The sequence below is a fragment of the Amycolatopsis sp. NBC_00348 genome, from assembly GCF_036114655.1.
Lineage (GTDB): Bacteria > Actinomycetota > Actinomycetes > Mycobacteriales > Pseudonocardiaceae > Amycolatopsis.
This window is the reverse complement of record NZ_CP107994.1, coordinates 6,580,799-6,606,056: the sequence shown is the minus strand read 5'-3', so window position 1 is coordinate 6,606,056 and position 25,258 is coordinate 6,580,799. Positions and strand designations below refer to the sequence as shown.

Annotated in this window: 28 protein-coding genes, 1 tRNA gene and 1 pseudogene; 12 read left to right on the top strand and 18 right to left on the bottom strand. The window is 72.1% G+C overall.

Annotated features, from left to right (window positions below; genetic code table 11):
- Positions 1–9 precede the first annotated feature (9 nt).
- A complete protein-coding gene (locus OHS58_RS28605) occupies positions 10–717 on the top strand; it encodes an aspartate/glutamate racemase family protein (RefSeq protein ID WP_326951646.1) in 708 nt (235 codons plus the stop codon).
- 1 nt (position 718) lies between these two features.
- Here the strand turns inward: OHS58_RS28605 and OHS58_RS28600 are convergent.
- Positions 719–1,560: pseudogene (locus OHS58_RS28600) on the bottom strand (arylamine N-acetyltransferase family protein).
- A 137-nt stretch (positions 1,561–1,697) separates the two neighbouring features.
- On the opposite strand from OHS58_RS28600, the gene OHS58_RS28595 reads away from it, so the two are divergent.
- The 5 genes from OHS58_RS28595 to rdgB are packed head-to-tail and all read left to right on the top strand — an operon-like array spanning position 1,698 to position 5,355.
- A complete protein-coding gene (locus OHS58_RS28595) occupies positions 1,698–2,348 on the top strand; it encodes a rhomboid family intramembrane serine protease (RefSeq protein WP_326958272.1) in 651 nt (216 codons plus the stop codon).
- Entirely contained in the window at positions 2,345–3,151 is an 807-nt protein-coding gene (gene murI / locus OHS58_RS28590; protein WP_247056991.1) for a glutamate racemase, read from the top strand. The genes OHS58_RS28595 and murI overlap by 4 nt, the downstream gene beginning before the upstream one ends.
- 29 nt (positions 3,152–3,180) lie before the next feature.
- Complete coding sequence (locus OHS58_RS28585) at positions 3,181–3,948, top strand: MBL fold metallo-hydrolase (protein ID WP_247056990.1); 768 nt, start codon at positions 3,181–3,183, stop codon at positions 3,946–3,948.
- A gap of 25 nt (positions 3,949–3,973) precedes the next feature.
- Entirely contained in the window at positions 3,974–4,750 is a 777-nt protein-coding gene (rph, locus tag OHS58_RS28580; RefSeq protein WP_247056988.1) for a ribonuclease PH, read from the top strand.
- Positions 4,747–5,355 (top strand): RdgB/HAM1 family non-canonical purine NTP pyrophosphatase, encoded by a 609-nt coding sequence (gene rdgB / locus OHS58_RS28575; RefSeq protein WP_326958276.1) that lies wholly within the window; start codon positions 4,747–4,749, stop codon positions 5,353–5,355. The genes rph and rdgB overlap by 4 nt, the downstream gene beginning before the upstream one ends.
- On the opposite strand, the gene OHS58_RS28570 is transcribed toward rdgB, so the two are convergent.
- The 5 genes from OHS58_RS28570 to OHS58_RS28550 all read right to left on the bottom strand — a co-directional run bounded on the left by OHS58_RS28570 (position 5,352) and on the right by OHS58_RS28550 (position 11,681).
- Positions 5,352–8,150, bottom strand: a complete 2,799-nt coding sequence (locus OHS58_RS28570; RefSeq protein WP_328644620.1) for a transcriptional regulator — start codon at positions 8,148–8,150, stop codon at positions 5,352–5,354. The two genes, rdgB and OHS58_RS28570, sit on opposite strands and share 4 nt — an antisense overlap.
- 45 nt (positions 8,151–8,195) lie before the next feature.
- Positions 8,196–8,660: a hypothetical protein gene (locus tag OHS58_RS28565; protein ID WP_328644619.1), complete on the bottom strand. Its 465-nt coding sequence runs from the start codon at positions 8,658–8,660 to the stop codon at positions 8,196–8,198.
- A gap of 134 nt (positions 8,661–8,794) precedes the next feature.
- The gene (locus OHS58_RS28560; protein ID WP_328644618.1) at positions 8,795–9,949 is read right to left on the bottom strand and encodes an ABC transporter permease; all 1,155 of its coding nucleotides are present in this window, start codon (positions 9,947–9,949) and stop codon (positions 8,795–8,797) included.
- 20 nt (positions 9,950–9,969) lie between these two features.
- Entirely contained in the window at positions 9,970–10,641 is a 672-nt protein-coding gene (locus OHS58_RS28555; protein ID WP_328644617.1) for an ABC transporter ATP-binding protein, read from the bottom strand.
- Positions 10,638–11,681: an HlyD family efflux transporter periplasmic adaptor subunit gene (locus OHS58_RS28550; RefSeq protein ID WP_328644616.1), complete on the bottom strand. Its 1,044-nt coding sequence runs from the start codon at positions 11,679–11,681 to the stop codon at positions 10,638–10,640. Before OHS58_RS28550 ends, OHS58_RS28555 begins: the two co-directional genes overlap by 4 nt.
- A 79-nt stretch (positions 11,682–11,760) precedes the next feature.
- Here OHS58_RS28550 and OHS58_RS28545 point away from each other — a divergent pair, with 79 nt between their 5' ends.
- Complete coding sequence (locus OHS58_RS28545) at positions 11,761–12,453, top strand: response regulator transcription factor (RefSeq protein ID WP_328644615.1); 693 nt, start codon at positions 11,761–11,763, stop codon at positions 12,451–12,453.
- Positions 12,443–14,269, top strand: a complete 1,827-nt coding sequence (locus OHS58_RS28540) for a HAMP domain-containing sensor histidine kinase (protein ID WP_328644614.1) — start codon at positions 12,443–12,445, stop codon at positions 14,267–14,269. Before OHS58_RS28545 ends, OHS58_RS28540 begins: the two co-directional genes overlap by 11 nt.
- Here the strand turns inward: OHS58_RS28540 and OHS58_RS28535 are convergent.
- Positions 14,232–15,230: a trypsin-like serine peptidase gene (locus OHS58_RS28535; RefSeq protein WP_328644613.1), complete on the bottom strand. Its 999-nt coding sequence runs from the start codon at positions 15,228–15,230 to the stop codon at positions 14,232–14,234. The genes OHS58_RS28540 and OHS58_RS28535 overlap by 38 nt on opposite strands.
- Before the next feature lie 243 nt (positions 15,231–15,473).
- On the opposite strand from OHS58_RS28535, the gene OHS58_RS28530 reads away from it, so the two are divergent.
- Positions 15,474–16,217: a helix-turn-helix domain-containing protein gene (locus tag OHS58_RS28530; RefSeq protein WP_328644612.1), complete on the top strand. Its 744-nt coding sequence runs from the start codon at positions 15,474–15,476 to the stop codon at positions 16,215–16,217.
- 44 nt (positions 16,218–16,261) lie between these two features.
- On the opposite strand, the gene bcp is transcribed toward OHS58_RS28530, so the two are convergent.
- The 5 genes from bcp to OHS58_RS28505 form a co-directional block, all read right to left on the bottom strand.
- A complete protein-coding gene (gene bcp, locus OHS58_RS28525) occupies positions 16,262–16,735 on the bottom strand; it encodes a thioredoxin-dependent thiol peroxidase (protein WP_247056978.1) in 474 nt (157 codons plus the stop codon).
- 25 nt (positions 16,736–16,760) lie between these two features.
- Positions 16,761–17,300 (bottom strand): hypothetical protein, encoded by a 540-nt coding sequence (locus OHS58_RS28520; protein ID WP_328644611.1) that lies wholly within the window; start codon positions 17,298–17,300, stop codon positions 16,761–16,763.
- A 191-nt stretch (positions 17,301–17,491) separates the two neighbouring features.
- Complete coding sequence (locus tag OHS58_RS28515; protein ID WP_247056974.1) at positions 17,492–17,674, bottom strand: hypothetical protein; 183 nt, start codon at positions 17,672–17,674, stop codon at positions 17,492–17,494.
- Positions 17,675–17,975: 301 nt separating this feature from the next.
- Complete coding sequence (locus tag OHS58_RS28510; protein WP_328644610.1) at positions 17,976–18,890, bottom strand: hypothetical protein; 915 nt, start codon at positions 18,888–18,890, stop codon at positions 17,976–17,978.
- 49 nt (positions 18,891–18,939) lie between these two features.
- Positions 18,940–19,824, bottom strand: coding sequence for an AraC family transcriptional regulator (locus tag OHS58_RS28505; protein WP_328644609.1), 885 nt, complete (start codon positions 19,822–19,824; stop codon positions 18,940–18,942).
- 117 nt (positions 19,825–19,941) lie between these two features.
- Between OHS58_RS28505 and OHS58_RS28500 the strand changes: the two genes are divergently transcribed.
- Complete coding sequence (locus OHS58_RS28500) at positions 19,942–21,024, top strand: aldo/keto reductase (protein ID WP_328644608.1); 1,083 nt, start codon at positions 19,942–19,944, stop codon at positions 21,022–21,024.
- Here OHS58_RS28500 and OHS58_RS28495 read toward each other — a convergent pair.
- On the bottom strand, positions 21,018–21,938 hold the full coding sequence (locus tag OHS58_RS28495) for a helix-turn-helix domain-containing protein (RefSeq protein ID WP_328644607.1): 921 nt from the start codon (positions 21,936–21,938) through the stop codon (positions 21,018–21,020). The two genes, OHS58_RS28500 and OHS58_RS28495, sit on opposite strands and share 7 nt — an antisense overlap.
- 70 nt (positions 21,939–22,008) lie before the next feature.
- On the opposite strand from OHS58_RS28495, the gene OHS58_RS28490 reads away from it, so the two are divergent.
- Positions 22,009–22,959 carry an NAD(P)H-binding protein gene (locus tag OHS58_RS28490; RefSeq protein WP_328644606.1) on the top strand — a complete coding sequence of 317 codons (951 nt, stop codon included), beginning with the start codon at positions 22,009–22,011 and terminating at the stop codon, positions 22,957–22,959.
- 24 nt (positions 22,960–22,983) lie between these two features.
- Here OHS58_RS28490 and OHS58_RS28485 read toward each other — a convergent pair whose 3' ends face one another.
- The 3 genes from OHS58_RS28485 to OHS58_RS28475 all read right to left on the bottom strand — a co-directional run bounded on the left by OHS58_RS28485 (position 22,984) and on the right by OHS58_RS28475 (position 23,629).
- The gene (locus OHS58_RS28485) at positions 22,984–23,217 is read right to left on the bottom strand and encodes a hypothetical protein (protein ID WP_328644605.1); all 234 of its coding nucleotides are present in this window, start codon (positions 23,215–23,217) and stop codon (positions 22,984–22,986) included.
- Positions 23,218–23,247: 30 nt separating this feature from the next.
- Entirely contained in the window at positions 23,248–23,433 is a 186-nt protein-coding gene (locus OHS58_RS28480) for a hypothetical protein (protein WP_326958308.1), read from the bottom strand.
- 122 nt (positions 23,434–23,555) lie between these two features.
- Positions 23,556–23,629, bottom strand: a tRNA-Leu gene (locus tag OHS58_RS28475).
- Positions 23,630–23,750: 121 nt separating this feature from the next.
- Here OHS58_RS28475 and OHS58_RS28470 point away from each other — a divergent pair.
- Entirely contained in the window at positions 23,751–23,972 is a 222-nt protein-coding gene (locus tag OHS58_RS28470) for a DUF3618 domain-containing protein (protein ID WP_326944064.1), read from the top strand.
- 1 nt (position 23,973) lies between these two features.
- On the opposite strand, the gene OHS58_RS28465 is transcribed toward OHS58_RS28470, so the two are convergent.
- Both OHS58_RS28465 and OHS58_RS28460 read right to left on the bottom strand, forming a co-directional pair.
- Positions 23,974–24,423: a hypothetical protein gene (locus tag OHS58_RS28465; protein WP_326960094.1), complete on the bottom strand. Its 450-nt coding sequence runs from the start codon at positions 24,421–24,423 to the stop codon at positions 23,974–23,976.
- 217 nt (positions 24,424–24,640) lie between these two features.
- Positions 24,641–25,198: a TetR/AcrR family transcriptional regulator gene (locus OHS58_RS28460; protein WP_328649873.1), complete on the bottom strand. Its 558-nt coding sequence runs from the start codon at positions 25,196–25,198 to the stop codon at positions 24,641–24,643.
- Positions 25,199–25,258 lie beyond the last annotated feature (60 nt).

The window sequence follows — 25,258 nt, the reverse complement described above, 5'->3', positions numbered from 1 at the left end:
CTGAACAGCATGAAGGTCATCGGGCTGCTGGGCGGGATGAGCTGGGAGTCGTCCATCGAGTACTACCGACTGGTAAACGAACGGGTGAAGGACGTTCTCGGTGGCTTCCACTCCGCGCACACCGTGCTGTATTCGGTGGACTTCGCCGCGATCGAGGCGATGCAGGCCGAGGGCCGCTGGGACGACGCGGGTGCGGAGCTGAACCGCGCGGCTCGCGCGCTCGAGGCGGCCGGTGCCGACTTCGTCGTGCTCTGCACCAACACCATGCACAAGGTCGCCGAGCGGCTGACCGACGGCCTGGGCATCCCGCTGCTGCACCTCGCCGACGCGACGGCGGCCGCCGTCCGGGCCGCCGGGATCCGCCGGGTCGGCCTGCTCGGGACCGGGTTCACCATGAGCCAGCCGTTCTACCGCGACCGGCTCGCCGCACACGGCCTTGACGTGCTCGTGCCCAGCGCCGAGGACCGCGACCTGGTGCACCGCGTGATCTACGACGAACTGGTGCTCGGCGTCGTGAAGCCGGAGTCGCGCGAGGCCTACCGGGGCGTGATCGCGCGGCTCGTCGAGGCCGGTGCCGAAGGCGTCATCTACGGCTGCACGGAGATCGAGCTGCTGGTGGGTCCCGAGGACAGCGCGGTGCCGACGTTCCCGACGACCCGGCTGCACGCCGAGGCCGCCGTCGACTACGCCCTCGGCAAGGCCCCGCTGCCCGCTTGAGTCACACGGCGACCACCGGCCCGCCGCTCACGTGGGCCTCGTGCTGGGCGACGACGACGCGCCACAACCGGTCGCGCTCCTCGGCCGTGAAAGCCGCCGACGGGATCCCGAAGATGTCGCCCGCCGCCGTCCACCAGGCTTCGGGTGACTCGACGAGTTCCTTGGCGCCGTGGCGGTTCAGCGTCAGCGCGCGCAGGGTGTCGACGCCCGCCGCGTCCCGCCGCTGGATGACGCAGACCCGCACGAACCCCGACTCCGGTGCCGTCGACAGCCACGCGTGCTTCTCGGCGAAGTCGGCCATCTCGGCGACGCCCGGCGCGAAGTCGAAGCCGGCGAAGCTGCCCGACGGGTCGTGGTCGAACCGCCAGCCGCCCGGCGCCACCTCCGACGGCCGCAGCCGGTAGGTGTGCGGACCCTGCGTGTAGGTGCCTTCCCGTAGGGGGAGCGGCTCGTGGATGCCGTCACCCAGCCCGGCGTCCACCAGCCACGTGGCCGACGGGTCCTCCGGCAGGCCCGTGACGGTCAGCGCCAGGTGGTTCCGGTCCACGTTCGGCGCGTCCGCCGCGCCGCCCTGCACCCCGCCCAAGTGCCGCGTGACGGCGTAGCCGAGTTCGCGCAGCAGCGCCGAAACGCGCCGTTGAGGTGGTAGCAGTAGCCGCCGCGGCCGCGCAGGATCCGCGCGAGCGACGCCGACGGCTCCAGCGGCGTCGGCCGGCCGAGGGTGATCTCCAGCGCCTCGTACGGCACGCGCTCGACGTGCGCCGCGTGCAGCCGCCCCAGCGCGGCCACGCCCGGCGGCTCCGCGTCGAGGCCGAGCCGCTCCAGATATCCGGTGACATCCATGGCGCGAACGCTAGCGGCAGGCACCGACAAAACCGGCGATCCGGCCGCACCGGCGATCATCGCGGGCGGCGACAAACCCCCGGATCAGGGATTTCACCCGAGGCGGACCCGCCGGGCCCTGACGTAGCGTCGAGGACGTGAGCACCTTGCCTGTGACCCCGGACCCGGAAACCGACGCCCGCAAGCGCGTGCTGCCGCCGAAACCGAAGGCGGCCGCGCTCGTCGCGTTGTCCTTCACCCTGCTGCTCTACCTGGTCGAGCTGGCCGACGTGATCCTGCCCGGCGACCTGGACCAGGGCGGCATCCACTCGCGTGAGCTGTCCGGCCTGGACGGCGTGCTGTTCGCGCCCGTGCTGCACGCCGGCTGGTCGCACCTGTTCGCCAACACGGTGCCGGTGCTGCTGTTCTCCTTCCTCGCGATGGCCGCCGGGATCGGCCGGTTCGCGCTGGTCACGGGCATCATCTGGCTGGTGTCCGGGCTCGGCGTCTGGCTGATCGGGCCGGCCAACACCGTCACGGTCGGGGCGTCCGGGCTGGCCTTCGGCTGGCTCGCCTACCTGCTGGTCCGCGGCATCTTCAACCGCGCGGCCGGGCAGATCCTGGTCGCCGTCGTGCTGCTGGGCATCTGGAGCGGGATGCTGCTGGGCCTGCTGCCGGGCAACACCGGCGTCTCCTGGCAGGGGCACGTCTTCGGCGCGCTGGCCGGCGTCCTGGCGGCGTGGCTGACCGGCCGCACGGGGAAGTCCCGCAAACCCGCTCCGGCGGCCACGGGTAGCCTCGACGTGTGACCCTGCCGCTCGCTGATGCCCCGATCGGTGTGTTCGATTCCGGCGTCGGCGGGTTGACGGTCGCGCGGGCGATCCTCGAGCAGCTGCCCGCCGAACAGCTCCGCTACGTCGGCGACACGGCGCACAACCCGTACGGCCCGCTCCCGATCGCCACCGCCCGCAGCTACGCGCTCGCGGCGCTCGACGAGATCGTCGAGAGCGGCGTGAAGGCCTTGGTGATCGCCTGCAACACGGCGTCCGCGGCCTGCCTGCGCGACGCCCGCGAGCGCTACGACGTCCCGGTCATCGAGGTCGTCCTGCCCGCCGCCCGCCGCGCGGTCATCGCGACGCACACCGGGCGGGTCGGCGTGATCGGCACCGAGGGCACCGTGCGGTCGCGGGCCTACGAAGACGCCTTCGCCGCGGCGCCGGGCATCACGCTCACCAGCGTCGCCTGCCCGCGGTTCGTGGACTTCGTCGAGCGCGGCATCACCTCCGGGCGGCAGGTGCTCGGGCTGGCCCAGGGCTACCTGGAGCCGTTGCTGGACGCCGAGGTCGACACGCTCGTGCTCGGCTGCACGCACTACCCGCTGCTGCAGGGCGTGCTGCAGATCGTCATGGGCCAGGAGGTCACCCTGGTGAGCAGCGCCGACGAGACCGCGAAGGACCTCGTCCGCGTGCTCACCGAGCGGGACCTGCTGACGACCAGGGAGACCGCGCCCCGGCACGAGTTCCTGGCCACCGGCTCGGCCGAGCCGTTCACCCGGCTCGCCCAGCGGTTCATGGGTTTTGCCCCGGGTGTCCTCGCTCCCACCACCGCGTGATCACACCTTCGGGCGCTTAGGGTGGCGAAGTGCGACTGACCATCCTCGGGTGCTCCGGCAGCATCCCCGGGCCGAACGCGGCCGCGTCCGGTTACCTGGTCGAGGCCGAGGGCTTCCTGCTCGGCCTCGAACTGGGCAACGGCACGCTGGCGCAGCTGCAGGCCGTGGCCGATCCGTTCGACCTCGGCGCGCTCGTGCTCACCCACCTGCATCCCGATCACTGCGCCGACGTCAGCGCGCTCACCGTCCTGCGCCGCTACCACCCGGCGCCGCCGTACCCGGCCCGCCCGCGCCTGCTGCCGCTGTACGCGCCGGACGACGCGCCGGTCCGGCTCGCGAACGCGTACGCGCCCAACGAGACCGAGCGGGCCGGCACGGACCTCTCCGACGTCTACGCCTTCCACCCGCTGCGCTCCGAGCCGTTCCGGATCGGGCCGTTCGAGGTGGTCGCGGTCGAGGTCGACCACCCGACCCCGGCGTTCGGCCTGCGCATCTCCTACGGCGGCCGGATCCTCGCCTTCACCGGCGACACCGGCCCGTGCCGGGCGCTGAACGAGCTCGCCGACGGCGTCGACCTGCTGCTCGCCGAGGCGTCCTGGACGGACTCGGCGGAGCGCCCGGCCGGGGTGCACCTGTCCGGCAAGCAGGCGGGCGAGCTGGCGCGCGACGCCGGTGTCGGACGCCTGCTGCTGACGCACATCGCGCCGTGGACGGACCCCGGTGCCGTGCTGGCCGAGGCCGCGGCCGAGTTCGCCGGGGCCGAGGTCGTCAAGCAGGGTGCCGTCTACGACGTGTGAGCGGCGCGGTCCTAGAGTGCTCTTCGTGGCTCGAAAAGATGGCAGGAACGACGACCAGCTCCGCGACATCAAGATCACCCGGGGGTTCCAGCAGTGGCCCGCGGGGTCGGTGTTGATCGAATTCGGCAACACGCGGGTGCTGTGCGCCGCGAGTGTCACCGAAGGGGTGCCGCGCTGGCGGGCCGGTTCCGGCCTCGGCTGGGTGACGGCCGAGTACGCGATGCTGCCGTCCGCGACGAACACGCGCGGCGACCGTGAATCGGTCAAGGGCCGCATCGGCGGGCGCACGCACGAGATCTCGCGGCTGATCGGCCGTTCGCTGCGGGCCTGCATCGACCTGGCCGCGCTGGGCGAGAACACGATCGTCATCGACTGCGACGTCATCCAGGCCGACGGCGGCACCCGCACGGCCGCGGTGACCGGTGGTTACGTGGCCCTCGCGGACGCGATCACCTGGCTGGCCGCGGCGAACCGGCTCAACGACCCGCAGCCGCTGTCGTCCTCGGTGGCCGCGGTGAGCGTCGGCGTCGTCGACGGCCGGGTGCGCCTCGACCTGCCGTACGAAGAGGACTCGCGCGCCGAGGTCGACATGAACGTGGTGGCCACGGACGCGGGCACGCTGGTCGAGGTCCAAGGCACCGGCGAGGGCGCCACCTTCGCGCGGTCCACTTTGGACAAGATGCTGGACCTGGCGCAGGCCGGCTGCGAGGAGCTGACCCGCCTGCAGAACGAGGCGCTGGCGCTCCCGTACCCGGGCGAGCTGCCGGAGCCGCGTCCGGACAAGAAGAAGGGTTCGAAGTGACGAAGCTGCTTCTCGCCACGCGCAACGCGAAGAAGCTCGGCGAGCTTCGCCGGATCCTGCTCGCCGAGGGCATCTCCGGCATCGAGGTGCTCGGTCTCGCGGACGTCGAGCCGTTCCCGGAGGCGCCCGAAACCGCGCCGGACTTCGAGGGCAACGCCGTCGCGAAGGCACGTGACGCCGTGGCGGCTTGTGGTCTGCCCGCGATCGCGGACGACTCGGGCATCGCGATCGACGCGTTGAACGGCATGCCGGGTGTGCTCTCGGCCCGCTGGTCGGGCGGCCACGGCGACGACGATGCCAACCTGAACCTGGTGCTGGCCCAGCTCGGCGACGTCCCGGACGAGCGCCGCGGAGCGCAGTTCGTCTGCGCGGCGGCGTTGGTTTTGACGTCGGGTGAGGAGACGGTGGTCCGCGGCGAGTGGCGCGGCACCATGGTCCGGGAACGCCGTGGCACCAACGGTTTCGGCTACGACCCGATCTTCCGCCCGGACGGCGGGACCCGGACGTCGGCGGAGATGGAACCGTCCGAAAAGGACGCCGTCTCCCACCGCGGCCGCGCCCTTCGCTCCCTGCTGCCGGCGCTGCGGGACCTCGCGGAGAGCTAGCCGCCAGTCGCTTGTGGACGGTCGTCGTCGCCCGGCGGGCAGACGGTCTCCAGGTGCCACGCCTCGCGGAAGGCGCTGATGGTGAGCCAGGCGAGCCGGGCGTTCACCGGGAACAGCTGGCGCACCGAAGTGAGGGTGTCGAAGGACGTGTCACCTTCGGTGCGGCCGAGGTCGAGGGACCGCGGGCTGAAGGCGGGCCCGAAGACCTCCAGGATCGTGCCCAGGTAGTAGAGGTACCCCAGGGTTTCGAGCTGCAGCCGGTGCAGCTCGGCCGTTTCCGGTGTCCGCCCGGCCGCGACCGGCGGGTGCGCGGCCGCGTGCAGCAGTTTCGCCGGCTCGGCGACGGCGTGCGCGTCGATGTGGCGGACCAGGTCGCTGACGAGGACCTCGTCGTACGCGCCGCGGGTCACGACCGTGCGCAGGGCGCCGCGTTTCTCCAGGAGGTCCTGCTCGACGAGCCGGCGCGTGACGCGGTCGAGGGAACCGCTGTCGCCGACCACCTGCCGCGCGACGCGGATGAGCTCCCGCGGCAGCCCGCCGGCCAGGCAGTGGCACAGGCAGATGAACGGCTCGGGCAGGCCGAGGACGCGGCCGGTCAGCACCTGCCGCGCGTCGCCCAGCTTGAGGTACTCCACGCGGAAGATGACGTCGAAGGCGCTGTCGAACGCGTCCCGCACCGGCAGGCCCCGCCGCTCGAACGAGGCCAGGGCGTCCTCCGACACGGAGACGAGGAGCAGGAAGCCCGGGACGTCGAGGGTCAGCAGCGCCTTCACCTCGTTGACGAAGTCCTGGGCCGCGTCGGGGGCGACGATCTTGTCCAGCTCGTCGAGGATGATGACCACCGCCGGCCGCGAGACCTCCGGCTCCCGGGCGACGCACGTGATCGTCAGGTCGAGGAAGTCGCGGAACCCGCGGATGATCTCCGGGTACGTGCGCGGCTGCCGGGTCGTCTCCCGCGACCTGGTGGTGGTCGCCTCGACGCCGATCGGCAGGCCGGCCTTGCCCGACCAGCCCGCGGTGTGCTTCTGCTGGAACTCGATCTCGGCGAGCCGGTGGGTGGCGATCGTCCGCAGCTCGGCCAGGCTGCCGGGCCGCGTCCCGGCGTGCTCGGCCGGCGGTGTGGTGGCGGCCGAGCCGGGACGGCGGCGGGCGGCGATCGCGGCGAGCCCGGCCACCGCGACCACGGACACCACCGGCCACCACATCGAGGTGAGCCACACCCGGAAGTCGAACTTCGGGTCGCGCAGGGCGAACGTGCCGGCGAGGCCCAGCCCGAGCCACGCCGCCACCACCGCGGCGAACGGCCACAGCCGGCGAAGCCGGGCACGGCGGGCCGGCCAGGCGCTGGGCGGCTTCGGGCTCGTCGTGGCCCGCCCGGCGCAGAAGTCGATCACCGCCGCGCACATCCGGGCGTAGAGGTACAGCGTGAACTCGCGGACGTCGTAGCGCACCGGGACGCTCTCGAGGAGCGCGACGTGCACACCGCCGGTCTTCAGGAGCTGCCCGGCCTGGTAGGCCTCCAGCAGGGTGGACTTCCCGACGCCGCGCGGCCCGGCCATGCCGACCGCGCCGCCGCTGATCCCCGCCAGGAGCGACTTCAGCCGGACACCGGCCGCCGTGTCCGTGACCACCCGGTCGCCGGCCCGCATCTGGCCGAGCGAGCCGCGCTCGAGCTCCGGCAGCACCGTGCTGAACGGCGGCTCCAGGACGGCGTTGAGGTGGTGCCGCACGCTGCGCTCGACGGGTGCTGCGGCCGCCTCCGACCACGCCTGGTCGGCGGCCTCCTGCAGGTTCCGTAGCTCGTCGCGGCGCCGTTCCCACGCCCGGCTGCCGTACCGCGCGACGTCGTCCGACAAGGCGAGCGGTGCCAGGAGCGACAGCGGTCCGCCGAGCGTCGTCCCCGCGAGCAGGAGCGCGTCCAGCGCAAGCCAGATGACCCACGCGGGCCATGGCACCGGGACGAGGCCGGTCAGCACCGGAGCCAGGAGCACGGCCACGACGACCGTGACGAGCAGCTCCCGGCGGACGACGGCCACCGCCAGGCAGCTCGCCTGCGGCTTTCTCTTGGCGGGCTGGTTGACGACGGCGTAGAGGACGAAGACCACGAACCAGACCAGCAGCGCCACGACGAACCAGACCACGACCGCCAGGACCGGGCCCATGCCCTCGGCCGACGACGTCCAGAGCCGCCAGAGGGACAGCGCGTACGTCGTGGGAACACCGAGCACGAGCAGCCAGCCGCCGCCGTCGGAGACCGTCTCGCCGGTGAGCCTTCGCCCGGCTCGCACCACGACCCGGCCGGCCGGCCACATCAGGAGGACGCCGGCCACCACGACCGCCACCGAGGTCCAGACGTGCCCGGACGTGCTCATCGGCGCCTGGAGCAGCTGCCAGAAGACCAGGGGGACGAGCACGCCGGTGCCGAAGACCAGGCCCAGACCGGCGTGGGCGCGTTTGTCCCGTGCGTCCGGCAGCCGCGGGGCCGAGGGAGCCGGCCGCCGTTCGTGCGCGGCCAGGTCCCGGCGGGCCTGGCGCAACCGGGAGATCTGCTCGTTGGTTTCGCTGAGGAAGGTCGCCGCGTCCTCGGTCACGCGGTCTTTGATCTTCGTGCGCGCCGTTTCACGATCGGCGGCGTGGCTGATACCTCTGTCCAGCCGATCCTCGAACCTGACCAGCACCTGCTCGGCCAGGCCCGGGATCCGGGCGTACAGCTCTTCGACCAGCTCGTCGGGGCCCTGATCCGCCGGGACGGTGAGCTCGGCGACGTCGGCGGGGATCTCGCTCGGCACGGACACGGGACGAAAGCCTATCGGGATGTCACACGGCCGAATGGGCGAACTCTACTTGTCACTCGGGCCGAGGATCGAGACTTCGCAGTCGTGCTCGATCTTGTCCGCGTTCGGCGGTTGGGTGTCGCTTCCGTAGGTCCACGGGGACTCGTCGTTGTCCGGGGTTTCCACCACGTGCATGCCCTTGTCGTTCATGCACTGCACCCACTTGTGCATGTTGTCCTGGTACGCCGGGTTGTCGCGGTCCATGCCCCACGGCAGCAGCGGCAGCTTCGCGCGGCACGCGTCGCCCGCGGCTTTGTGGTCCGCGCTCCACTTCTCCGCGCCCTCGATGCTGTTCGGCTGCGTGTCGACGTCCGCGTCGTGGTCCTTCATGCACGTGCGCCACGGCTCGATCAGCCGCTGGGACTCCTCCGCCGTCTCGTCGACGCGGTGGCGGGGGCGGCCGCCGTCCGCGTCCGTCGACGGCGGTGCGGAAGTCGCCGGCGAAGACGCGGGCGTGGAAAGCGAAGCCACCTGAGGAGCCGCGGGTGGCGGGGACGAGCACGCGGCCAAGCCGAGGAGCAAAGCGAGACCAGCGAGGAAACGAAGTGCCATGAGCAGAGCATGACCGGCGCTTTTCAGGAACTCGTCAGGACGGCGTGAGCGACTCACGCCAGCGCCTGCGTCGGCGGCATCCGGGCGGCGCGCAGCGACGGGTGCAGGCCCGCCGCCACGCCGACGACCAGCGCGCCGAGCACCCCGCCCACCACGGACAACGGCGGGATCACCGGCGGCCAGCCTTGGTACGTCGCGTATCCCAGCGTGACCAGCACGCCCACCGACGTCCCGGCGATGCCGCCGAGCCCGGACAACGCCACCGCCTCGGTCAGGAACTGGTCGCGGATCTGGCCGCGCGTCGCCCCCAACGCGCGGCGCAGGCCGATCTCGCGACGGCGTTCCAGCACCGAGATGAACATCGTGTTGGCCACGCCGACCCCGCCGACCAGCAGCGCGACCCCGGCCAACCCCAGGAACAACGCGGAGAACGCCGTCTGCGTCGCCTGTTTCGCCGCCAGCGCGTCCGACGGCCGGGACACCTGGACCAGGCCGGGCAGCTCCGGGTTCAACGTCGCCGGCAGCACCGCACGAACGTCGCCGATCGCGTCCTCGCGGGACTTCACGTAGATCACGGTCGGGTGGCCGTCGAAGGCCAGGAACCGTTTCGCCGAGCCCCAGCCGACGAGGACCGCGCGTTCGACGTCCGGCGCCAGCGGCATCGGCGCGAGCACTCCCGTGACCGTGTACCAGGTCGTCCCGATCATCACGACCGGCGGCGCCTGACCCGGGACCAGGGAGGGGATGCCGAGCCGGGACGCGGCCACGTACCCCAGCGTCACCACGGGCAGGTCCGAAGTCTCGAACCGTCCTGATTGGACACTCCCGTTCAACGCCGCCAGCAACCCCGGCGACGCGGCCAGCACCGAAAGGCCCGAGCCGTCCTGCGGGTCCGTGCGGTCGGACCGGCGGACGACGGCGTGGGTGTTCGCGACGGCCGCCGCCGTGGTCACCGGGCCGATCCGCCCGACGCTGCCCAGCGCGGACTCCGGCAGCACCACCGGCGGCGTCTGGTTCGGCTGCGGCTCGGCGCGGAGCGTGTTCGTGCCCAGCGCCGTCAGCTTGTCCAGCAACGCCGCCTGGCTCGACGCCGGGATGCCGGTCACCACGGTCATCGTCGCGATGCCCAGCGCGATCCCGAGCGCGGACAACGCCGCCCGCAGCCGCCGCGTCCGGATGCCGAGCAGGCCCAGGGAAAGCACGTCCACCAAGGAAAGCCGCGCCGGTTTCACGCCGAGTCCCGCACGATCCGGCCGTCACGGAACTCGACGCGCCGGGGCAGCCGAGCCGCGATGTCCCGGTCGTGCGTGATGACGGCGATCGTGGTGCCGTCGGCGTGCAGGCCGGTCAGCAGGTCCAGCACGGCCTCGCCGTTGGCGGTGTCCAGCGCGCCGGTCGGCTCGTCGGCCAGCACCAGCGCCGGGTCGTTGACGACGGCGCGGGCGATCGCGACGCGCTGGCGTTCGCCGCCGGACAGCTCGTGCGGCCGGTGCTCGACGCGGTGCGCGAGCCCGACCCGGCCGAGCGCGTCCAGCGCCAGCGGACGACGACGCCGGCGGGGGACGCCCGCGTACAGCAGGCCGGTCGCCACGTTGTCCACAGCGGACAGTCCGTCGGTCAGGTGGAACTGCTGGAACACGAACCCCAGCCGCCGTCCGCGCAACGCCGACAGCTGCCGGTCGCTCAGCCGCGTGACGTCTTCGCCGTCGAGTTCGACCGTTCCCGACGTCGGCAGGTCGAGCGTCCCGGCGATGTGCAGCAACGTCGACTTGCCGGAGCCGGACGGCCCGGCGATGGCCAGGAGTTCGCCGTCGGACACCGTCAGCGTGACGTCGTCGAGCGCGACGACGTCCCCGGGATAACGCTTGCTCACCCCGCGCAGGGCCAGCACCGGCGTCACGACGTCGTCACCACGTTCATGCCTTCGGTGACGCCCGCACCGCGGACCTCGACGAGGTCGCGCGCGAACATCCCGGTCTCGACGGCCTTCAGCGTCCCGTCCGGCAGCTGCACGGCGTACCCGCCTTCGCGCAACGCGATCAGCGCGCCGACCGGGACCGCGAGCACCCCCGCGTGGGTCTCGGTCGCGATCCGCACCTGCACCGCCGCGGAGTCGAGATCCGCGACGGACTGCGGGTCGTCGGGGGTGACCATGACGTTCACCTTGGGCGGTCCCTGTCCCTCCGCGACGTCCGTGCTGACCGACGTCACCTTCGCCGGGACGGCCTTGCCGTCGGGGCGGACCACCGAGACAGCGGCGCCGGTCTTGATCGCCGCGACGTCCGAGGCGTCCACCGGCGCGACGACCACCTTCGTCGTGGACGTCACCGTGAGCAGGGGTTCCGCGACCGGGTCGCCGGGCTGCGCGGTCACCGAGTTGACCCGCACCGGGCCGGTCAGCACCGCGACCTGGCCGACGTCGAGCGTGCCGGTCTCGTCGAGCCCGGCCTTCTTCTGCCACTTCTTCAGGACATCGGCGAACGTGAACGTCTTCGGGTGCCCGACCTTGTACCCCAGCGCGGCCAGGTTGGCGGCGACCATCGTGACGTCCGGCCCGGCGAGGTCCGGGTTGTCGAGCTTGCGGAACAACGGCGTGTCGCCGAAGAACACCGGCACCGGGCGACCGTCCACGGAGTACAGCGCCCGGCCGCGCTGGGCGACGTCCCCGATCGCGGGCAGCTTCGTCACGGTCCCGGCGCCGGTGCCCTTCAACGGCTGTGGCGTGCCGAAACCGAGGGTGCCGGTGAAGGACTGCGTGTTCGCCAGGTCCGTCTTGCGGACGGCGACGGTCGTCACCGCGGGCGGCGGCGCGGCGGTGGCGGCGGTGCCGCGCCCGTGCTCGACCACGAGGAACGCCGTGGCGCCCAGCAGGACCACGACGACGGCGGTGACAACCAGCCACACCCACCGGCGCCGGCCACCCGATCGGGTTGTGCTCATGGCGTCAGCCTCACAGCGGAATGTCAGGGACCCATGAGGAAACCGTGGTCTTCCGGTAGCCGCGCTTATGCTCGGGACCATGTGCGCCCACATCGTGCTGGCCGAGGACGACGCCAAGCAGGCCGAGCTCGTCCGGCGCTACCTCGAGCGGGAGCGGCACACCGTGGTCGTCGTCGGGGACGGCACCGCCGCGCTGGACCTGGTCCGCCGGCACCCGCCGGACCTGCTGGTGCTCGACGTGATGCTGCCCGGGATGGACGGCCTCGAGATCTGCCGCACGCTGCGCGCCGAGACCGATCTGCCGGTGCTGATGCTCACCGCACGCTCCACAGAGGACGATCTGCTCGCCGGCCTCGACCTCGGGGCCGACGACTACGTCACCAAGCCGTTCAGCCCGCGCGAGCTGATGGCGCGGATCCGGACGCTACTGCGCCGCGCCGCCCCCGCGCGTCCCGGCGGGACGACCCGCGTGGGCGCGCTGATCGTGGATCCGCTGCGCCACGAGGTGACCGTCGACGGTCACGCGATCGAGTGCACTCCCGGCGAGTTCCGCCTGCTGGAGCTGATGGCCGCCCAGCCGGACCGGGTGTTCACGCGCGGTCAGCTGCTGGAGCACCTGCACGGTTTCGACCGCTACATCACGCAACGCGCGATCGACGTGCACGTGATGAACCTGCGCAAGAAGATCGAGGCCGACCCGCGGCGCCCGGCGCGGCTCGTCACGGTCTACGGCGTCGGCTACAAGCTGACCGCGGGCGCCGATGCGCCGTAGCCTCCTCCTGCGGTTGTTCGTGCTCTCGGCGCTGGTCGCGGTGGCTTCGATCGCCGCGACCGCGTGGCTCGCCGCGCGCACGACGTCCGGCGCGATCCAGCAGGAGCAGGGCCAGGCGCTCGCCGACGACGGCAACATCTACCGCGGCCTGCTGAAGTACGCCGCGACCCACCCGAACTGGCGCGACGTCGCCGCCGAGGTGCGCGGCACCGCGTCGATCACCGGCCGCCGCATCGCGCTGACGCTCACCGACGGCACGCCCGTCTTCGACTCGGCCACCGACGGCCGGCCGCTGCCGCTGCGGCCCTCGATCGTCGTCGACCCGCTGCAGGTCGACTCCGGGCTGGGGCAGGAGACGACCGCCGACCGGATCGACCCGGACGCCGTCGGCCCGTACGCGTTGTCCGACGCCGACCGCACCCGCCTCGGCGCGCTCGCCCAGCGCGTCCTGCGGTGCGTGCAGACGCGCTCCGGCGCCGGCACCGTCGTGACGTCGCCGGGTGGGCACCCGCGGATCGACGGCGCCGACCCGTTCGTCTTGTCGTCGTGCAACGGCAGCACGCTCAGCCTGCCGGCGAAGTCCGAGCAGGCCGCGCTGGACCAGCTGTCGACGCTGGTCAGCGCGTGCCTGAACCGCGGGCCCGAGCCCAAGCCGCTCGCCCAGGTGCAGGTGCTGCTCGACTTCACCTGGGTGCAGAAGGGCGTGGTGCGCAGCGCCGAGTCGAACCAGGCCGTGCAGTCGTGCCTGAGCGCCGCGCGGCGGGAGCAGCTGACGCCGTTCGTCGCGCCCGCCGCGTCGCTCTACCTCACCGCGCCAGGCGGCGAAGCGCCCACGGGGTTCACGCTGTCGCCGGAGAACAAAGTCCGCCTTTTCGAGGTGGCCGGCGCGATCCTGTTGCTGACGCTGGCCGTCACCGTGCTCGGCGGGATCCGGCTGATCCGGCCGCTGCGCGCGCTCACCGGTGCGGCGAAGCGGATGGAAGGCGGCGAGAGCGGCGCCCAGGTCAAGGTGCGCGGGCGTGACGAGATCGCGCGGCTCGGGACCGCGTTCAACGCCATGTCCGCCAGCCGCGAACGGCTCGAACAGACGCGCAAGGCGATGGTCAGCGACATCGCGCACGAGCTGCGGACGCCGCTGAGCAACATCCGCGGCTGGCTGGAGGCGACGCAGGACGGCATCAGCCGGCTCGACGACGAACTGGTCGACTCGCTGCTCGAAGAAGCCGTCCACCTGCAGCACATCGTCAACGACCTGCAGGATCTGGCGCTCGCCGACGCGGGCGCGCTGCGGCTGCACCCGGAGCCGGTGGACGCGGCGCACCTGCTGGCCCAGGTCGCGGCGGCGCAGCGCCCGGCGGGCATCGCGCTCTCGGTCGAGACGCCCGCCGCCCTCGAAGTGACCGCCGATCCGGTGCGGCTGCGCCAGGCCGTCGGCAACCTGGTGTCGAACGCCGTCCGGCACACACCTGCGGGCGGTTCGGTGGTGCTGCGCGGCCGGCGGGACGGCGACGACGTCGTCATCGAAGTCGCCGACACCGGCACCGGGATCTCCGCCGACGACCTGCCGCACGTGTTCGACCGGTTCTGGCGCGCCGACAAGGCGCGCACCAGGGGGACCGGCGCTAGCGGTCTTTCGGGGGCTCCGGGTGGCGGAGCCCCCGGCCCGGAGCGAAGCTCCGGTTTTCACAGCGGGCTGGGGCTGGCCATCGTCCGGAAACTGGCGGAGGCGCACGGCGGCACGGTCACCGCGGCCTCCGTTCCCGGCCAGGGTGCGACGTTCACGCTGCGGCTGCCCGCTGGTACAGCGGCTGGGTGACGGCTGTCGTGAACTGCGGCCCGAACAGGTAGCGCGTGCAGTCCGGCGTCTGGTCGAGGCAGAGCGAGCCGTCGGCGTGCAGGTACCAGGCCTCGGTGTCGACGCCGACGACCACGCCGTAGCCGGTAGTCCCGGAGAACGCCGTCAGCCGCGGCCCGCCACTGGCGCCGCCGCCCATGTCGCACGGCACGCCCCACTGACCGCGCGGCATCGGGACGTCGGCGTTGCCCGGGTTCTCCTTCGGCGCGCCCCAGCAGCGCGCGACGCGCTGGCCGGTGAACTCCGGACGCCCTTGGTGGCCGGGCGTTTTCGCGGCGCGCGGGTAGCCGAACTCTTGCGCCGGCAGCGTGCCGGGCAGCCCGATGCCGAGGGGCTGGGCGGTCTGGGTGACGTCGGCGGCGCGGCGGCCGTGGCCGTCGGGGTTCAGCACCAGGAACGCCTGGTCGTGGCCGGACTGCTGGTCGTCGGTCACCCAGGTCGTGTCGGCGAAGGCCGCGCGGGCGACGAACTCGCCGTACGGGCGGGTGTTGTCCCGGAACCCTGGCACGAACAGGAGTTTGTCCGTCCACTGTGGATCATTGCCGATCAGGTCCATGGTGTGGACGCAGTGCCCGCCGGTCACGACGGTGCTGCGATTGGCCGCGGCGACGAGCGTCGCGGTGCAGCTCTCATCCTCGCCACGATCGACGAAGAACAACCGCCCGACGGTGCGGTCGACGGCGGTCCCGGTGCGGAATCCGGCGCCGTCCGGGCCGTCGTGCGGTGGCGCTTGGCCGGTGACGGGCCCGGTCGGCATCGCCGCGATGCGTTGGGGCGTCCAGTAATCGAGCACGGCTTGCCGCTGCACGGCCGTCACGGCGAGGTCGTGCTGCACGACGGCATCGGCGGCGTGCGCGGGTGTAGCGCCGAGCGTCGTCGCGACCAAGACGGCCGCGGCGAGCATGGGGATCTTCGCTGCCATGTGGGTGTCCTCCCTTTCGTAACCCGGGCAGCGTCCCGAAAGGGTGTGTGGAACCGATGAGCGAGCGGTCAGCCGCCGATCAGGCGGCTCACCGGTGCGGCTTCACGAAAGGGCTGGGCGGCATGCCGATGGCGCGCCGCGCTCGCGCCGTTGTGCCGGAGTTTCGAACGTGGCGACGCCGCGGGCTCCGCAGAGCATGACCAGCGTTTGCCCGGGTTCGGGGATGCCCGGCAGCTGCGTCCGGTGCCAGTACTCGCCGAGCACCGGATGTATCGCCACCGGATCGATGTGGATCACGGTGCTGGGCAGTTCGGCGCGCGATTACGCGCCGCTCGCGAGTACGTGAAGCTGAGCCTCGCCGAGATGGCGGCGGCTGCGAACTTTTCGAAGTCCTACCTCGGGCAGGTGGAGACCGGGGTCCGGCCGGTTACCCTCGATGTGGTGACCGCGTACGAGAAGGTGCTGGGGAATGGCATGAAGCGCAAGGACATCACCCACCCGAAGCTCAGGAAGATCGAGGACGGCGAGCACCTGGCCGCCGTCAAGGCCGCGGTCGAAGCCGGTGATCCCGGCATCTTCGCCGAAGGGCCGACGTCGAGCACGATCGACGCGGCGGTCGCTCCCGTCGTCAGCGCGGCGGGCGTCGAGAACTTCCGCCGGTGGGCGGTCACCGGGAAGACGTCGACGTTGCGGGCCAACGCCGTGTCCATCATCGGGTTCCTGCCGGGCCGCGAAAACGCCGATCTCGTCGCTCGGGTGCTCGACACCGACGATCGGGTCCGTGAGTTGTGCCTCGCGTCCGAGGTGTCGCGGCTCATGCAGTGGGACTGGGCGACGTCGAAGGCCGTCGCGGCTGATCCGGTCACCGCGCCGGATCCGCGGAAGCTGGCCGCGAAGCTCGCCAAGGAAGCCGTTTGCGAGGACTCCGAGGCGCGCTGGTGTGCCGGTTGGCTGCTTCAGCGGCTCGCGCCGGCGTTGGCCGGCTGACGGCGTGAGCTGCCCGGCCCCGTGACCGGGCAGCTCCGCGGTGATCAGGCGGCCAGGCCGAGGTCCCGGATCAGCTTCGCGACGTGACCGGTCGCGCGGACGTTGTAGAAGGCCTGCGCGATCTTGCCTTCCGGGTCGACGACGAACGTCGAGCGGATGACGCCCAGGTACGTCTTGCCGTAGTTCTTCTTCTCGCCGTACGCGCCCCACGCCTCGATCACGGTCTTGTCCGGGTCGCCCAGCAGCGGGAACGTCAGCTCTTCGTTCGCGACGAACTTCGCGAGCTTCGCCTGCGTGTCCGGTGAGATGCCGATGACCTGGTAGCCGGCGTCGTTCAGCTCGGCGAGGTTGTCGCGGAAGTCGCAGGCCTGCTTGGTGCAGCCCGGCGTGCTCGCGGCCGGGTAGAAGTACACGACGACGGACTTGCCGCGGAACTCGCGCAGCGACACTTCCTTGCCCTCGCTGTCGGGCAGTGCGAAGTCCGGGGCGTCGTCACCGGGGGAAAGGCGCTCGGTCATGCCGCCGAGCGTAACGGGCGCCGGCTCAGGCGGGTCCGCAGTAGGTGACCACGGCTTCTTCGGTCGTGCTCGGCCTGAACCGCAGCCGGAGCTGCGTCGGGTCCTGCGGCACCGCGAAGGCCAGGGTGACGTGCACCGAGCGGCCCGGCAGCACGTCCTTGCCCGCGTCGGCGATGCCGGTGAAGCCCTGCGTCGTGTCGACGACCTGCTTGACCGCCGCGCCGGCCGTGGTGGCCGTGACCGCGAGGCCCGAAAGCTTGTACGTCGTGGTGCCGTTGTTGGTCAGCAGGACGTCGAAGGCCGCGCCGCGCGGGCTCTGCGGGTACGCCGACGGGCTGGGCTGGAACGACTGGGGCGAGCCGACCGAGATGGTGACGCCGCTGGCGAACCGGTGGTCGGCGCCGAACTTCAGGTCGTTGCCCGCCTGGGCCGCCGCGGCACCCGCGGGTGCGGGGGAGCCGGCGCCGAGCGCGGCGGTGCCTTCCTGCGCCGGGACCCCGCACGCCACCGCCAGGCACAACAGCCCTGAGGTGAAAATGATCTTGCACGTGCGCGCGAGCGCCATCGCGGGTACTCCAGTCGGCGGGTCGGGGGTGCCGTCGGCATCGGGGTGTGCCGGGCGAACCCGCTCCACTCTGGTCGTGATCGCGCGGGGTTACGAGGCGCCACGGGGGGTTGTCGCGCACCTGGTGCCGCCCCGTGGCCAATCCGTGACCGGAACGGCACGGGTGGTGACAATCACCATCCACGTGCCACTTAAACCGCGAGGGCGAACAACAGGATGAAGATCGCCACTCCGGCGACCCAGGCGGCCATCAGCCAGCCGAAATCGCGGACCGGGTCGACCGCACGGCTCTCCTCGCCGGGCACGTAGACGCCGCGTCCTTCGAACCAGTCCGCCCAGCGGGCGAACCAGCCCAGGGGGTTGCGCGACGCCATGGCTCACCTCCGGGTACCGGCTTCCCCGTCACCCTACGGGTTCGGCGCCGGAGACCGGAAGGCGCGTGATGATCAGGAGTTTCGTCCCGAACCGGGCACAGCGCGCCGCTCGTTCGAGCGGGTTCGACGTCTTCGACCGGCCGTCGCGGTGGGCGGTGGGCGGAGGCCGTGCCACCCCGGGTGGTCCGGTCGCCCGCCGGCCGCCGTCCGGCCGGCTCCGTTCGGTGACGCCGGCACGTCGCGGTCCGTGGTCGTCTCACTGGCTGCGATGTGATACGCCACGGCCGAGTGAACGTCGGCGTCACCCGTGTAGAGCTTTCCGCGACGGTCGGAGGACGCCGTTGCGCTGCAGGATCGACACGGCACGCACGGTGGCGTAGCCGCGCCATTCGAGGGCCGCGGCGGGCGAGAAGCTCGCGAAGTCGACGCGCCAGCCGCCGTCGTCCTGCTGCTCCCCGGCGAGCCGGCGCAGCTCGGCGTCGATCACGTCCTGCTTGAACAACGCGCGCGCCGGGCGGTCCGGCAGCGGCGCGAAGTCCAGGGCGCGCAGGGTTTCGCCCTCGGAGCCGCCGGCCACCGCGGCCAGGCCGTCGGCCGGGACGAACGCGCCGAGGTGGTCCAGTAGCTCGCTGGCCTCGGGGTGAATGTCGTGGGCCGCGTCGGCGAACTGCACCGCGAAGGACAGCACGATCGCGTGCGGGGCTTCGGAGAGCTCTTCGATGGCGCGGAAGCAGTACTGCGTCGCGCCGGCCAGCCACGGGTGGTCGCGCACGGCGCGGTCGTGCCGCGCGACGCGCAGCGCGACGGCGGCCGCGAACGCCGTGCTCTGCAGGGTGGCCTCTTCGGGATCGGCCTGGACCCAGAACGGCGCGCAGCCCGCGGGGTCGGCCACCGGCAGCGCGAAGGGCAGGCCACCGTCGGGGCGGGACGCGCCGGCCAGCCAGTCGCAGAGCTTCGCCGCGTGCGGCGCGGTGCCGGGGGCGATGTCTTCGAACACCTCGAACGCGTGCAAGGCGCCGCCGGGCTGGCTTTCCGGGGCGCGCAGGTCCGGCTCGAGGCCCCAGCCGTAGCCGCCGTCGGTATTGCGATAGCCGTCGACGGCGGCGAGCACGGCGGCGGCGTCGGTCTCGCCGAGAAGCAGTTCGAAGCGGCGGCGGTCGAGGAGACGGGCGTGCGTGGCCAGGAAGGACGCCGCCGCGGAGAGGTTCGCAGTCACCGGTTCAGGGTCGCACCGGCGCGGCCGGCGGTCTTGAACGGATCGGCGGTCAGGGCAGCTGCGCCGCCGGCGCCGCGGCCTCGCGCAGGCGCGCCGCGTCCTGGCCGGGCGGCGCCCCGAACAACCGCCGGTACTCGCGGTTGAACTGCGACGGGCTGTCGTACCCCACGAGGTGCCCCACCCCCGCGATGTCGCCCGCGCCGGCGACCAGCAGGGATCGCGCTTCCTGCAAGCGGATGCGCTTCTGGAACTGCAGCGGGCTCATCGCCGTCACCGCGCGGAAGTGGCGGTGGAACGCCGACGGGCTCATGCCGGTCAGCCGCGCCAGCTCGTCGACGCGCATCGGCTCGGCGTAGTTGCCGCGGATCCAGCGGATCGCCCGGCTGACGTGCGACAGGCTGCTGTCGGCCAGGCCGATCTGGCGCAGCAGGCCGCCGTGCGGGCCGGTGAGCAGCCGCCACAGGATCTCGCGCTCGATCAGCGGCGCGAGCACCGGCGCGTCCGCCGGGTGGTCGAGCAGGCGCAGCAGCCGCGCGGTGGCGTCCAGCAGGTCGGCGCCGGCGTCGCCGATCGCGATCGGCGACGTGTCGCGCGAGCGCGTCGGCGGTGTCTCCAGCAGGAGCGGCGCGATGGCCGCGGGCCGCAGGGCGAGGCCCATGCCCAACGCCGGCGTCCGCGGCGACGCGCCCACGAAGTGGCCGGTCACCGGCAGGTCCGTGGTGACCAGGAGGTACTGCCCGGCCGTGTACTCGTGCACCTGCTCGCCCAGCAGCAACCGCTTGCCGCCCTGCGCCATGACGACCAGCAGCGGCTCCGTCAGCGAATGGTGCGGCTCCGCGGAGTCCACTTTGGACAACAGCAGGCCCGGTACGCGGGTGCGCAGGTCCGCGTGGGCGTGCGCCGCGATGAGGTCGCGGATTTCGGCGAGGAGCATGCCTCAAGGGAACCAAGGTCGGCAGGATCGTGCAAGAGGCCGCGTGGATCGATCTACCGCTGAGCTGGCATTTCGCGTTTTCTGGTGACAGGCAATCCGACACGCAAGGAGCGTTTCATGTCACTCGACCACTACGTCACCCTCGGCCGGTCCGGACTGCGCGTCAGCCCGTTCGCGCTCGGCGCGATGACCTTCGGCGAGGACCCGGGCGGCGCCGGCTGCAGCGTCGAGGAGTCCGAGAAGATCCTGGCGTCCTACCTGGACCTGGGCGGGAACTTCGTCGACACGGCCAACTTCTACACCAACGGCCACTCGGAGAAGATCCTCGGCGACTTCTTCGCCGCGCGGCCCGGCCGCCGGCAGCACGTCGTGCTGGCGTCCAAGTTCTTCGGCAACATGTTCCCCGGCGACCCGAACGGCGGCGGCGCGGGCCGCGCGTCGATCATCGCCCAGCTCGACCAGACCCTCCGCCGCCTGCGGACCGACTACCTCGACCTGTACTGGCTGCACAACTGGGACCGCAACACCCCGATCGAGGAGACCCTACGGACCCTCGACGACCTGGTCCGCGCGGGCAAGATCCGCTACGTCGGCTTCTCCAACACCCCGGCGTGGGTCACCGCGCAGGCCCAGACGACCGCGCAGCTGCGGGGCTGGACGCCGCTGATCGCGCTGCAGGTCGAGTACTCGCTGCTGGCCCGCACCGTCGAGGGCGAGCTCGCCCCGTTCGCGCTCGACCAGGGGATCGCGCTGACGCCGTGGAGCCCGCTGAAGAACGGCTTCCTGTCCGGCAAGTACCGCCGCGGCGCCGGCACCCCCGAGTCGGCCCGCACGGCGTACGTCGGCGGCCCGAGCGAAGCGAAGTTCGACGTCGTCGAGGCCGTCGCGGCGATCGCGGATGAGCTGGGCACGACGTCCGCCGCGGTGTCCCTGGCCTGGCTGCGCGCCCGCCCGGGCACGGTCGTCCCGATCGTCGGCGCCCGCCGCCTGGAGCACCTGACCGGCAACCTCGCGGCGCTGGAGATCGCCCTTTCGGCGGACCAGCTCGCCCGGCTGGACGACGTCTCGGCGCCGACGCTGGACTACCCGGCCCCGATGCGCGGCGCCCAGCGCGCGATGCTGCAGTTCGCGGGCACGACGGTCGACGGGGAGCCGTCGGAGGTCTACCCGCCGCTGCTGCAGAGCGACGTTCGCTACTGACCGCGGAACGTCCGGCGGTAGGCGTCCGGGGCCACGCCGACCGTGCGGTGGAAGTGCCGGCGCAACGTCGTGGCCGTGCCCATACCGACCGCCTCCGCGATGGCGTCCACGCTGCTCTTCGACGTCTCCAGCAGCTCCTGCGCGCGGCGGATGCGCTGGGTCAGCAGCCACTGCAACGGCGTCGTGCCGGTGACCGTCCGGAAGTGGCGGGTCAGGGTGCGGGTGCTCATGCCGGCCCGCCGCGCCAGATCGTCCACCGACAGCGGCCGGTCCAGGCGTCCGGCCGCCCAGGGGAACAGCTCGGTGAGCGGGTGGTCGTCCCGGGCGGGCACCGGCGCGGGGACGAACTGGGCCTGGCCGCCGTCGCGGTGCGGCGGCACGACCAGGCGGCGGGCGATCGTGTTGGCGACGGCCGAGCCGTGGTCGGTGCGGACCAGGTGCAAGCACAGGTCCATCGCCGCGGCCTTGCCCGCCGATGTCAGGACGCTCCCGTTGTCGACGTAGAGCACGTCGGGGTCGACGGTCACCGCCGGGTAGCGCTCGGCCAGCACATCGGTGTGGGCCCAGTGGGTCGTCGCGCGCAGGCCGTCGAGCAGGCCGGCGGCGGCCAGCACGAACGCGCCGGTGCAGAGGGACGCCACCCGCGCGCCCCGCGCGTGGGCCTCGCGCACGGCGTCGAGCAGGTCGGCCGGCGGGGCGACGTCGACGTCCGCCCAGCCCGGCACGAGGACCGTGTCGGCGCGCGCCAGCCGGTCGAACCCGTGCTCCGGCTCCAGCCGGAACCGGCCGACCAGCACGGGCGCCGAGCCGCAGACGGCGAAGTCGTACCGCGGGTTCTCGCCGAAGACCTCCGACGCGATGGCCAGCTCGAACGACAGCATCCCGTCGGTCGCGGCCAGCGCCACAGTCTTCATGTCCGGAATTGTACGCATGATGGCGTTCCGGACACTGTCAGCGCGGCGCCGCGCTCGTCAGGATGGCTGCATGACATCGGTACTGGTTTACGGCGCCTACGGGCACACCGGGCGTTTCGTGGTGGCTGAGCTGCGCGCACGCGGCTTCGAGCCGATCCTCTCCGGCCGCGACGCGGCACGCTTGCCCGGCGGCCGGCCCGCGTCGGTCGACGACCCGGCGTCGCTCGACCGAGCACTGGCGGGCGTGGCCGCGGTGATCAACACCGCGGGTCCCTTCGCGGAGACCGCCACCCCGGTCATCGAGGCGGCGCAGCGGGCGGGCGTGCCCTACGTGGATGTCGCGGCCGAGCTGGAGGCCAACCTCGACACCTTCGCGCGCTTCGCGGACGCGGACACCGTGGTCGTCCCGGCGATGGCGTTCTACGGCGGTCTCGGCGACCTGCTGGCCACGGCGGCGATGGGCGACTGGACGGGCGCGGACGAGATCCACGTCGCGTACGGCCTGAGCGGCTGGCACCCGACAGCGGGAACACTCGCCGCGGGCCGCGTCTCCCGCACGCGGCGCGGCGGCAAGCGCATCCGGTTCGCGGACGGTCGCCTGGAGCACCACGACGACGCGCTGCCGAAGCTGTCGTGGCCGTTCCCCGAGCCGCTGGGCGCGCAGCCGGTGCTCGGCGAGTTCACGATGGCCGACGTCGTGACGATCCCCAGCCACCTGAAGGTCCCGTCGGTGACGACGTACATGACGTCGGTGGCGGCCGAGGGCCTGTCGGCGGCTCAAAAGCGGGCCGGGAGCCCGGAGACGTTCGTGGTCGACGTCGTGGTGCGGTCCGACGGCGAGGTGCGCCGGATGGCGGCGCGGGGTCAGGACATCTACGCGGTCACGGCGCCGCTCGCGGTGGAGGCGGTGGAGCGGATCCTGACGGGCCGCACCAGGACGAAGGGCGTCGCCTCGGCAGGCGAGCTGTTCGACGCCCCGGACTTCCTGCGGGCGCTGGCACCGCACGTCACGCTCGGCTGAGCTTCAGGGGAGCCGGGGGCGAGGTCAGCGGGCGGTGTCGAGGTCGAGAATCGCGCTCGCCACCTCCGAGCGAAGCAGCGTCGACCAGATGACCTCGCCGGGCGCCGGTTCCATCTCCGCGAGCGGAGACGGCTCAGGCTGCCAGTCGTCCGGCGTGACGCCGGGAACACAGTCGAGGAGCAGGGCGAAGATCGCCGGGTCGGGAATGCCTTCGGCGATGATCGCCAGGTAGGCCTCGTGGTCCTCGTCGAGACGCACCAGAGCTTTGACGCGATGGCACACGCTGAGCTATGTCGGCAGGCCACCGAGGTTGTCGATCTCGGCGGCACTGAATCCGGTCATCAGGGAGATGGCGGCGGCGTCGGAGTTGAGCCGGCCGAGCGCGGCTTTGATGCCCGCGTTGATCTCGTCGCGGTGAGCATCGACGTACTCCCGCACGGCGGCGTCCACCTTGATCGGAGCCGTCGTGGCCATGGCCGAACTCCTCTCCAGGCGATACGAAGCGAGGACGCAGCCGAAGATCGGCGGAAGGCGTCGATGTGAACTCGAGAGCCGATCGGTTCGTCACGCTCGGCTGAGCGAGCGGGGGATTCGAGTGGGCCCGGAGAGACTCGAACTCTCACTGGCACGGACCTAAACCGTGTGCCTCTGCCAATTGGGCTACGGGCCCTGCGCATCCGGAAGCGTAGCGTGCTGCGGCCTTCGCCACGCCGGGCCGTGGCCGGTGCGGGGTTCCGGGGGCGGGCCAGCTAACGTTGGCCACCAGCAGTCCCTTGCGGCGAGGAGGACCCGTGGCCCGCGATCCCGAGACGATCGAGCGTGAGATCGAGCAGGCTCGAACCGCCCTGGCGGCGACGCTCGACCAGCTGACCGTCAAGGCCGACCCGAAGAAGCTCGCGGACGCGGCCAAGAACGGCGTGCGCGCCAAGCTGGACAACCCCAAGGTCAAGTACCCGCTGATCGGTGCGGGTGTCCTGGTGGTCGCCCTGCTGGTGCGCAAGCTCCTCAAGTAGCTCAGGCGCGGGCCGGCTTGGCCGGGGTCTTCGTTTCGACCTCGGGGGCCGGCTCGGCCACCGGCTTGGGCTCCTCGACTTCCTTGGGGAGCTGCTTGCCCGTCGGCAGCACCGGCTTCTTCTCGGCCGGCTTCTCGACCTTCTCGACGACCTTCTCGGCGGTCTGCTGCTTCGGCACGCTGCCGGGCGGCGGGACCTCGAGCGGCGGGAGCTTCGGGAGCGTCAGCCGGGCGGTCATGTAGGCGCTGGTGAAGTCCAGCGCACTGCCGTTGATCAGGTGCACCACCGTGGTCCGGCCGCCGCCGGCCAGCTGTTCGACCAGCTGGTCCGCGCGGTCCCGCGCGGCGATGATGCCCGGTGCCCGGGCGGTCAGCTCCTTGCCCTGGCCGCTGACCGTGATCGCCCAGTCCGCGTCCTGTTGGACGTACGTCGCCGTGATCGCTTCCACCATCTGCCTCACGCCCCTCTCCCTCTCAAGCATGCCCTCACGCGTACGTGACCCGGTTGCCACGCCCTTATGACGTGGTTCCCGCCACCCTGTTCACGACCGCGCGAAGCCCAGCACACTTTTGTACCGTGTCATCGATACCGTAGAGCAACTCTGTGTCACAAGACACGGAGCGCAAAGTGCGCTGAGTAACGACCGAATGGCCTAATGCACGAGCAGATTACCGTGCACGACCTCGAAGTCCAGCCCAGAGGACGTCCATAGCGTACCCGGTGGCCATTTCGGGGGTCACTTCTTCGTGGCGTTCGCACCAGATAGCGAGCCGCTCGCAGGCTCCGACGACGAATTCCGCGGCCGCTTCGGCTTGCAGGTCGTCGTCTCCGGTGAAATAGCCGCTCATCAGTGCGGCGATGAGGTCGGTCTGCTGCCGGCGGGTCTCTTCGACCTCTTCGGCGGCCGGCGTGCCGATCAACGCCATCTCGTGCCGCAGCAGTGACCAGGCCTGCCGCCGCTCCCGGATGAACACGAAGAACGCCAGCAGGCCGCGCCGCAGGGCGTCCTCGGCGCTGGTCGCGCCGACCATCGCCTGCTCGGTGACCTCCCGCAGGACCGCGCGCGACTCCTGGATGCAGGCCAGGAGCAGGCCTTCCTTCGAGTTGAAGTACTCGTAGAGCATCGGCTTCGAGACGCCGACCAGCTCGGCGATCTCGTCCATGGACGCCGCCGCGTAGCCGCGTGCCGAAAAGACCTGCTCGGCGACGTCGATCATCTGCCGCATCCGCTCGGCCCGGGGCATGCGCTTGCGCTTGGCGGTGGTCACGGGCAACACTCTACCGGT

Coding starts and splice junctions, on each gene's coding strand:
- OHS58_RS28605 (WP_326951646.1), top strand. CDS start 10: ATGAAGGTCATCGGGCTGCTGGGCGGGATGAGCTGGGAGTCGTCCATC.
- OHS58_RS28550 (WP_328644616.1), bottom strand. CDS start 11,681: ATGAGCACAACCCGATCGGGTGGCCGGCGCCGGTGGGTGTGGCTGGTT.
- OHS58_RS28545 (WP_328644615.1), top strand. CDS start 11,761: ATGTGCGCCCACATCGTGCTGGCCGAGGACGACGCCAAGCAGGCCGAG.
- OHS58_RS28540 (WP_328644614.1), top strand. CDS start 12,443: ATGCGCCGTAGCCTCCTCCTGCGGTTGTTCGTGCTCTCGGCGCTGGTC.
- OHS58_RS28535 (WP_328644613.1), bottom strand. CDS start 15,230: ATGGCAGCGAAGATCCCCATGCTCGCCGCGGCCGTCTTGGTCGCGACG.
- bcp (WP_247056978.1), bottom strand. CDS start 16,735: ATGACCGAGCGCCTTTCCCCCGGTGACGACGCCCCGGACTTCGCACTG.
- OHS58_RS28520 (WP_328644611.1), bottom strand. CDS start 17,300: ATGGCGCTCGCGCGCACGTGCAAGATCATTTTCACCTCAGGGCTGTTG.
- OHS58_RS28515 (WP_247056974.1), bottom strand. CDS start 17,674: ATGGCGTCGCGCAACCCCCTGGGCTGGTTCGCCCGCTGGGCGGACTGG.
- OHS58_RS28505 (WP_328644609.1), bottom strand. CDS start 19,824: ATGCTCCTCGCCGAAATCCGCGACCTCATCGCGGCGCACGCCCACGCG.
- OHS58_RS28500 (WP_328644608.1), top strand. CDS start 19,942: ATGTCACTCGACCACTACGTCACCCTCGGCCGGTCCGGACTGCGCGTC.
- OHS58_RS28495 (WP_328644607.1), bottom strand. CDS start 21,938: ATGAAGACTGTGGCGCTGGCCGCGACCGACGGGATGCTGTCGTTCGAG.
- OHS58_RS28490 (WP_328644606.1), top strand. CDS start 22,009: ATGACATCGGTACTGGTTTACGGCGCCTACGGGCACACCGGGCGTTTC.
- OHS58_RS28480 (WP_326958308.1), bottom strand. CDS start 23,433: ATGGCCACGACGGCTCCGATCAAGGTGGACGCCGCCGTGCGGGAGTAC.
- OHS58_RS28465 (WP_326960094.1), bottom strand. CDS start 24,423: ATGGTGGAAGCGATCACGGCGACGTACGTCCAACAGGACGCGGACTGG.
- OHS58_RS28460 (WP_328649873.1), bottom strand. CDS start 25,198: ATGCGGCAGATGATCGACGTCGCCGAGCAGGTCTTTTCGGCACGCGGC.